At 27.0% G+C, this 6,215-nt stretch carries 7 protein-coding genes; 4 read left to right on the forward strand and 3 right to left on the reverse strand.

From position 1 onward, the window contains the following. The 3 genes from Q0V08_RS09990 to Q0V08_RS10000 form a co-directional block, all read left to right on the forward strand. The coding region (locus Q0V08_RS09990) for a histidine kinase (protein WP_297434397.1) at positions 1-945 on the forward strand (945 nt) is incomplete at its 5' end. A 2-nt stretch (positions 946-947) separates the two neighbouring features. Beyond that, positions 948-1,685: a response regulator gene (locus Q0V08_RS09995; protein ID WP_297434399.1), complete on the forward strand. Its 738-nt coding sequence runs from the start codon at positions 948-950 to the stop codon at positions 1,683-1,685. Further along, positions 1,678-2,739 (forward strand): ElyC/SanA/YdcF family protein, encoded by a 1,062-nt coding sequence (locus Q0V08_RS10000; protein WP_297434401.1) that lies wholly within the window; start codon positions 1,678-1,680, stop codon positions 2,737-2,739. Before Q0V08_RS09995 ends, Q0V08_RS10000 begins: the two co-directional genes overlap by 8 nt. A 183-nt stretch (positions 2,740-2,922) precedes the next feature. On the opposite strand, the gene Q0V08_RS10005 is transcribed toward Q0V08_RS10000, so the two are convergent. From Q0V08_RS10005 to Q0V08_RS10015, 3 genes are read right to left on the reverse strand one after another with little or no spacing between them, the layout of a single operon-like run. Then, entirely contained in the window at positions 2,923-3,906 is a 984-nt protein-coding gene (locus Q0V08_RS10005; RefSeq protein ID WP_297434403.1) for a S66 peptidase family protein, read from the reverse strand. A gap of 22 nt (positions 3,907-3,928) precedes the next feature. Further along, entirely contained in the window at positions 3,929-5,272 is a 1,344-nt protein-coding gene (locus tag Q0V08_RS10010) for a HAMP domain-containing sensor histidine kinase (RefSeq protein WP_297434405.1), read from the reverse strand. Continuing rightward, positions 5,269-5,925: a response regulator transcription factor gene (locus Q0V08_RS10015; RefSeq protein ID WP_297434407.1), complete on the reverse strand. Its 657-nt coding sequence runs from the start codon at positions 5,923-5,925 to the stop codon at positions 5,269-5,271. Before Q0V08_RS10015 ends, Q0V08_RS10010 begins: the two co-directional genes overlap by 4 nt. A 100-nt stretch (positions 5,926-6,025) precedes the next feature. Here Q0V08_RS10015 and Q0V08_RS10020 point away from each other — a divergent pair. Next, positions 6,026-6,215: hypothetical protein (locus tag Q0V08_RS10020; protein ID WP_297434409.1), on the forward strand; the 190-nt coding region annotated here is incomplete at its 3' end.

Below are 6,215 nucleotides of genomic sequence, written 5' to 3' on the forward strand. Positions count from 1 at the left end.
GGAATATATAATTCCAAACTATACATTCATATGTATAGAGACTTAGATTTTATGTTAACTAAAATTTTTGGACAAATTATTTATTTTATAATAATTTTTATATTTTTAATTACATGTATGTTTTTAACAATAACTTATTTTATTAATAAAAAGTTAGCTGTAATAGATAAAATAATTGGAGCTATAAAAAACATAGGAAAAGGGGAGCTAAATAACTTCTTAGAGGTTGAAACAAATGATGAGTTTCGAATTATAGCAACCTCTTATAATAAAATGTTATTAGATATAAAAAATCTGATTGAAATTAATAAAAAAGAGTTTGAGAACAGTATTAATTTAGAGATTAAGCAGTTGGAAAGTCAGTTTAATCCTCATTTTTTATTTAATACTTTGGAGATGTTGAAGTATACTATAAAAAAAGATACAAAAATGAGTAATAAAATCATTTTAAATATCTCATCTATTCTTAGATTTAGTATTGATAATAAAAAAACCATTGTTACACTAAATGAAAATATAAAATTTATTGAGAGTTATTTAGAGATACAAAAATATCGATTTGGAGATGATTTTTCCTATATTATAGATATAGAAGAGGATTTAGGCAGAGAAAAAATTCCAAAACTTATATTTCAACCAATAGTTGAAAATTCAATAAAGTATGGGTTTTCTTCAAAAGAGAAATTACATATAGATATAAGAGGTAAATTACAAAATAATAGTTTAGTTATCTATTTTTTAGATAATGGAGATGGGCTATCTAAAGAGGAACTAATTGAAATAAGAAAAAATTTGAAAAAAGATAACATAACTAACCATATAGGTTTATATAATGTAAATAGAAGAATAAAGTTATATTATGGAGAAAAATATGGAATAAAAATTTTAAGTAAAAAAGGTCGAGGAACTCTTGTAAAAATAGTTTTGCCTAAAGATATGGAGTAAAAATGATAAAAGTTTTAGTTGTAGAGGATGAAAAGATAATAAGAGAGGGCTTGATAGAGAGTATTTCTTGGGAGTTACTAAATTGTGAAGTAGTTGGCCAAGGAAGAAATGGTCAAGAGGGATTGGAGCTAATAAAAACTTTAAATCCAGATCTTGTGATAACAGATATAAAAATGCCAATATTGGATGGCTTGGAAATGATAGAACAAGCTATGCAAAATGGATTTGAGTTTAAGACGATAATTTTAAGCAGCTATAGCGAATTTGAATATGCAAAACGAGGGATTCAGCTTGGAGTTTTAGATTATATATTAAAACCTTTAGATGAAGAGATTCTTTTAGAAACAATTGAAAAATTTAGATGTAACTTTTTTAAAAGTGAAACAGATTCTATAAATAGATATTTAAGTGAAGAGTATAATATTTTTATTAGAAAAACAGTTCAGATAATTTTAGATAGATATATGACAAAGTTAAGTATAAAAGAGGTTGCTCTAGAGCTTGATGTAAGTACAAGTTATTTGAGCAGAAAAATTAAGGAAGAAACAGGTGAAACATTTTTAGATATTTTAAATAAATATAGAGTTTCGAAAAGTATTTTACTTTTAAAAGAAGAGAGATATAAGCTTTACGAAATCTCTGAGATAGTAGGCTTTTCTGACTACAAACATTTTTGTACTGTTTTTAAAAAATATTTTAATATACCCCCAGGGGATTTTTTAAGGAGGAGAGATGAATAAAAAGATTAAGGTTTTATCAGCAGTATTAGGTTTTATTATGTTGACAGGGTGTAGTTCAACAAGTAAATATCCAAGTTCAAATGACCAAGAGAAAATAGCTCAGTTAACACAAACAGGAATTCATTACTATTGGCATGGTGGAAACTTAAGTAAAGCTGAAAAGGAGTTCTTTAAAGGAATTACATTAAAGGGGAAATATGATGTAGTTGAGAACTCGTTTGCAGAAGCTAGTGCTCTTAGTCCTTATAGAACAGATTTAAGATTTGGTATTGCATCAACTCAAATAATTCAGAAGAAAACTCCTGAAGCTCTTCAAACATATAAAGATATTTTAGTTATGTATCCAGATAACTTTGAAGCGGGAATTCTTCTTGCAGGATATTCTAAGCAGATGGGAGATATGAAAACATTTAATGAAACAGTAGAGGTTCTAAAAAAGAATTACCCTGAAAAAACACAGGCATACTTAGAGAAATTTGCTATGGCTGATAACTTTTCAAATGCAAAGTTAAATACAGAAGCTTTTAAAGTTAATGGAAATCACGCAATTGTAATTTTAGGATACGCTTTAGGTGAGGGTGGAGTAATGAAGCCTACTTTAGTTGAAAGATTAAAAAAGGGATATGAACTACATAAGAAAAATCCAAAATCACCAATTATAGTGTCAGGAGGAGTTCAAAAAGGTGGAGTAACAGAAGCCTTTTTAATGAGAAACTGGTTAGTTTCAAAAGGAGTTCCATCTAAATTAATATACATGGATGACTTAGCTAAAGATACTGTTGGAAATGCAATCTATTCAACTGAAATTTTAGCAACTTTAAAACCTGAAAAGGTAACTCTTATAAGTAGTGCAAGTCACATAAGAAGAGGATTAAGTGTATTCCAAGAAGCTGCTAATTTAAAAGGATTAAATGTTGAATATTCAAATTTAGTTTATCTAGACTATCCATCTTTAGAGGAAGCACAAAAAGTTTCTGAAGCAGAGAAGTTAGTTATCTATAGAGATTTAATTAGAACATCTGGAATTTGGGCATACCCTGGAATTCAGCAATAAGTAGATGAAATGAGGGAGAATTTTTCCCTCATTTTATTATATATATAAATACAAAAAAGTAAAAGAGCCTCTGGGGGGGGAGAGGCTCTAATGGGGGGGATTAAAATTATTTCATCTTTAACACTTTTTATAATATTTAGACCACGAGTTTTCTAAAAAAGTTTTAAAGTTTATAAAAAATTTTTAGAAACTTAATAATGTTACCTTTTTATTTGTAGAATCAAGTTCAACTTGTCCTCCAATTGGTAGAGTTATCATAGGATGAGTATGACAACAATCAAATTCAGCTAAGAAAGGTATCTTTGTATCTCCAAGAACTTCTAATAGAATCTCATATGGTTTTTTCCCACTATTTTGATCATTGAAAAGCTCATGCTTTCCTAAAATAATTCCACTTACTTTATCAAAAATACCATTTACTTTTAAAAAAGAAAAACTTCTTTCAATATCAGCAGCAGATTTTAAAGAATCCTCTATAAAAAGAATATCTCCTTTTTTTATTTCAGGCATATATTCACTTCCCCAAATTCCATACATTGTATTTAAGTTTCCACCAATTAAACGTCCTGAAACTTTTCCTGAAATAACAGTAACTAAACTATTTTCATAAGTGTTTTTAGGAGTATTTTGATCCTCCCAATTTATAAATTGGTCAGTATATCTCTCTGGAGTTTTGAATGTGTAAGGTAACTTTAAATCTTCAATTAGGATATCTGAGAAATATGAAAAAGTTTCTTCAACTAAAGGTGGAAACTCTCCAAAACTTGCTACAAGGGCAGGCCCATAGAAAGTTGTAATCCCTGTTTTAGCATAAATAGCTAATAAAATAGCAGTTACATCAGAATAACCTATAAATATTTTTGGATTTTTTTTAATCTCTTCAAAATTTAAATAAGGTAAGATTGAGTTAGAGTTATTTCCTCCAATAGTTGACATAATGCACTTAACCTCTTTATTTTCAATAAGGGCATTTAATTCATTAGCTCTTTCAGCGATGCTTCCAGATCTGTAGCCCTGAGTTTTTCCTGAAAGGTTTCCAGAAATTAGTTTAAACCCTTTACTTTCTAAAAAATTTTGAGCTCTTTTATATCTTGTGGGAGCAAAAAAAGTAGCTGGTGCAGATGGAGAATAATAACCAATTGTATCTCCTTTTTTTAATTTAAACATGTAAAACCTCCTGTGTTATGTTTTATTTTAAAGTTTTGGGTAAAATTATTTTAAATTTAACTCCATTCTCTTTATTTTCAACTTTATAACTACCATTGTGCCTTTTGACAATATCAGCAACAATAGCTAGACCAAATCCCCAATTATCAACTTTGGGATTTTTTTCAATAAAAAAGAATGGCTCCCAAATTTTTGTTATTTTATCTAAAGGAATGTTTTCGCCATTGTTATATATAGAAAATGTGATTGTATCATCATCAGAATAGATCTCTATATCAATGACATCTTTAGTAAATTTTAAACTATTTGAGATTAGATTATCAATAACAACTTTAATTAAATTGTAATCACCAACAATCTCTGTGGGTTTTGATAAAAATTTAATATCTATATTTTTATCTGAAAAATCTAATTGAAATTTCTCTAAAATAGTTTTTACTAATTCATCTAAGGAAAATGTTGAAAACTCTAAGTTTTTAAAGTTGTCAGCTAAAAATTGAAACTTTTTAGCAAGTTGCGACATTCCTTTACACTCAGTGATTATAAAATCACAATATTTTTGATCCTCCTCTTGTAAAATATCTTTAATATAGTAGGTGTATCCACTAATTACAGTTATTGGTGTTTTTAATTCGTGAGCTAAACTATTGTAGAAGTATTTTTGAGACTCATATTTGTTATTTAAAAGTTCAAAATACTCTTTTAACTTATCAGAAACATTGACTAACTTTTTAGAGATATTTCCAAACTCATCATTAGAATCTATAAGTTCAAGTTTTGAAAAATCTTTCTTTGAAATTTTATCTAAAGATAACTCTATATTAGATATATATTTTGTGATTTTTCTAAAGTAATAGGTATAGACACTCCAAATGAAAATAGAGATTATAAAAAATATGTACAACGAAAAGCTTTTCATTAATTTTAAATTTTCTTCAATAGATGAAAGTGGCAAGCAAAGAACAACAAAATGGTCTTGCTTTTTAAAAACTCTTATAAAAAAAGAACTTTTGAGATTTTTTTGCTCAAAATTTCTTGTGATAGTTCCAGTTTCATTTAAGATTTTTAAAGCATCACTTCCAAACCAAAAATTATATTTCCAACTATCTTTTTTAAAAAGAGATAGCTTTAGTTGATTATTAAATTCAAAATTATCTTTTAAAATTGGAATCTCACCAATTAAGATTTCAGAGTTTGAATCAAAATTATTTTTGTTTTTAACAGAGTTTTCAATTTTATTGAGTTCTAAATTTTTTTGGTAGAAATAATATCTCTTTCCAAAGTTTTCTAACAAAATAAAAAAAAGAATAAAGCTAATTAATAAAGTTAAGTTTATGATAATAAAAGATTTTCTTTTTAACTTCATTTTTCGTTCACCAAAGAGTATCCAATCCCTCTTTTATTTTTTAAAGTTTCAAGCTGAAGCTTTTTTCTTAAATTTGTTATATGGGTATCAACTGTTCTAAAATCTCCATCAAAATCAAACCCCCAGATATATTCAATTAGCTGCTCTCTTGAAAAATATCTGTCTTTATTTTCAGAAAGATATAAAAGAAGTTCGTACTCCTTTGGAGATAAGTTAATTGAAGAGTTATCCTTAAAAACCTGTTTTTTAGATAAATCAATATATGAATTTTCATCAACTTTTATCTGTTGATTTTCTTTTCTATTTAAAAGAGACTTTATCCTTAAAAGTAAAATTTTTGGATTAAAAGGTTTTCGAATATAATCATCAGCACCACTACTAAATCCTTTGATTTCATCTAAGTCGTTACTCTTAGCAGTAAGCATAACAATAGGAACACTAGGGTTAATAATTTTTAACTCCTTACACAAATCGATTCCAGAGATTATAGGTAACATCCAATCTAAAATAACTAAATCTGGTTTTATTGAATAGAATTTTTCAAGAGCATCATAACCTTCATAAAAGATAGAGGTCTCCCATTTTTCAGAAATAAAAAAGTTTTTAAGCATCTCAGCTATGGCTTTATTATCTTCAACTATTAAAATTTTCATATATATTCACCTATTTTTAAAATAATATTAGTTATCTTAACATAGTCATAACAATTCTCCTATATAATTTTTTTATTAATAATCTAGGAGGAGAACTACATTGAAAAAAACTGTATTTATCTGTGTATTTATTTTGAGTAGTGTTTTAACGTTTGCTTTAGAAAGTTTTAAGGTTAATAACGGTGAGTATTTAGTTGATTTAAATACTCTTTTAATAGAATGGAAAGCTTTAGATGAAGAGATAATCACTCTTTCCAGTGCTCAAGAGTATTCTAAAGTTAATATTCTTT

Source organism: uncultured Cetobacterium sp., from assembly GCF_947038635.1.
GTDB lineage: Bacteria > Fusobacteriota > Fusobacteriia > Fusobacteriales > Fusobacteriaceae > Cetobacterium_A.

What these genes read in the sequence shown, in the direction of transcription:
- Q0V08_RS10010 (WP_297434405.1), bottom strand. Translation starts at nt 5,272, where the DNA reads ATGAAGTTAAAAAGAAAATCTTTTATTATCATAAACTTAACTTTATTA.
- Q0V08_RS10000 (WP_297434401.1), top strand. Translation starts at nt 1,678, where the DNA reads ATGAATAAAAAGATTAAGGTTTTATCAGCAGTATTAGGTTTTATTATG.
- Q0V08_RS10015 (WP_297434407.1), bottom strand. Translation starts at nt 5,925, where the DNA reads ATGAAAATTTTAATAGTTGAAGATAATAAAGCCATAGCTGAGATGCTT.
- Q0V08_RS09995 (WP_297434399.1), top strand. Translation starts at nt 948, where the DNA reads ATGATAAAAGTTTTAGTTGTAGAGGATGAAAAGATAATAAGAGAGGGC.
- Q0V08_RS10005 (WP_297434403.1), bottom strand. Translation starts at nt 3,906, where the DNA reads ATGTTTAAATTAAAAAAAGGAGATACAATTGGTTATTATTCTCCATCT.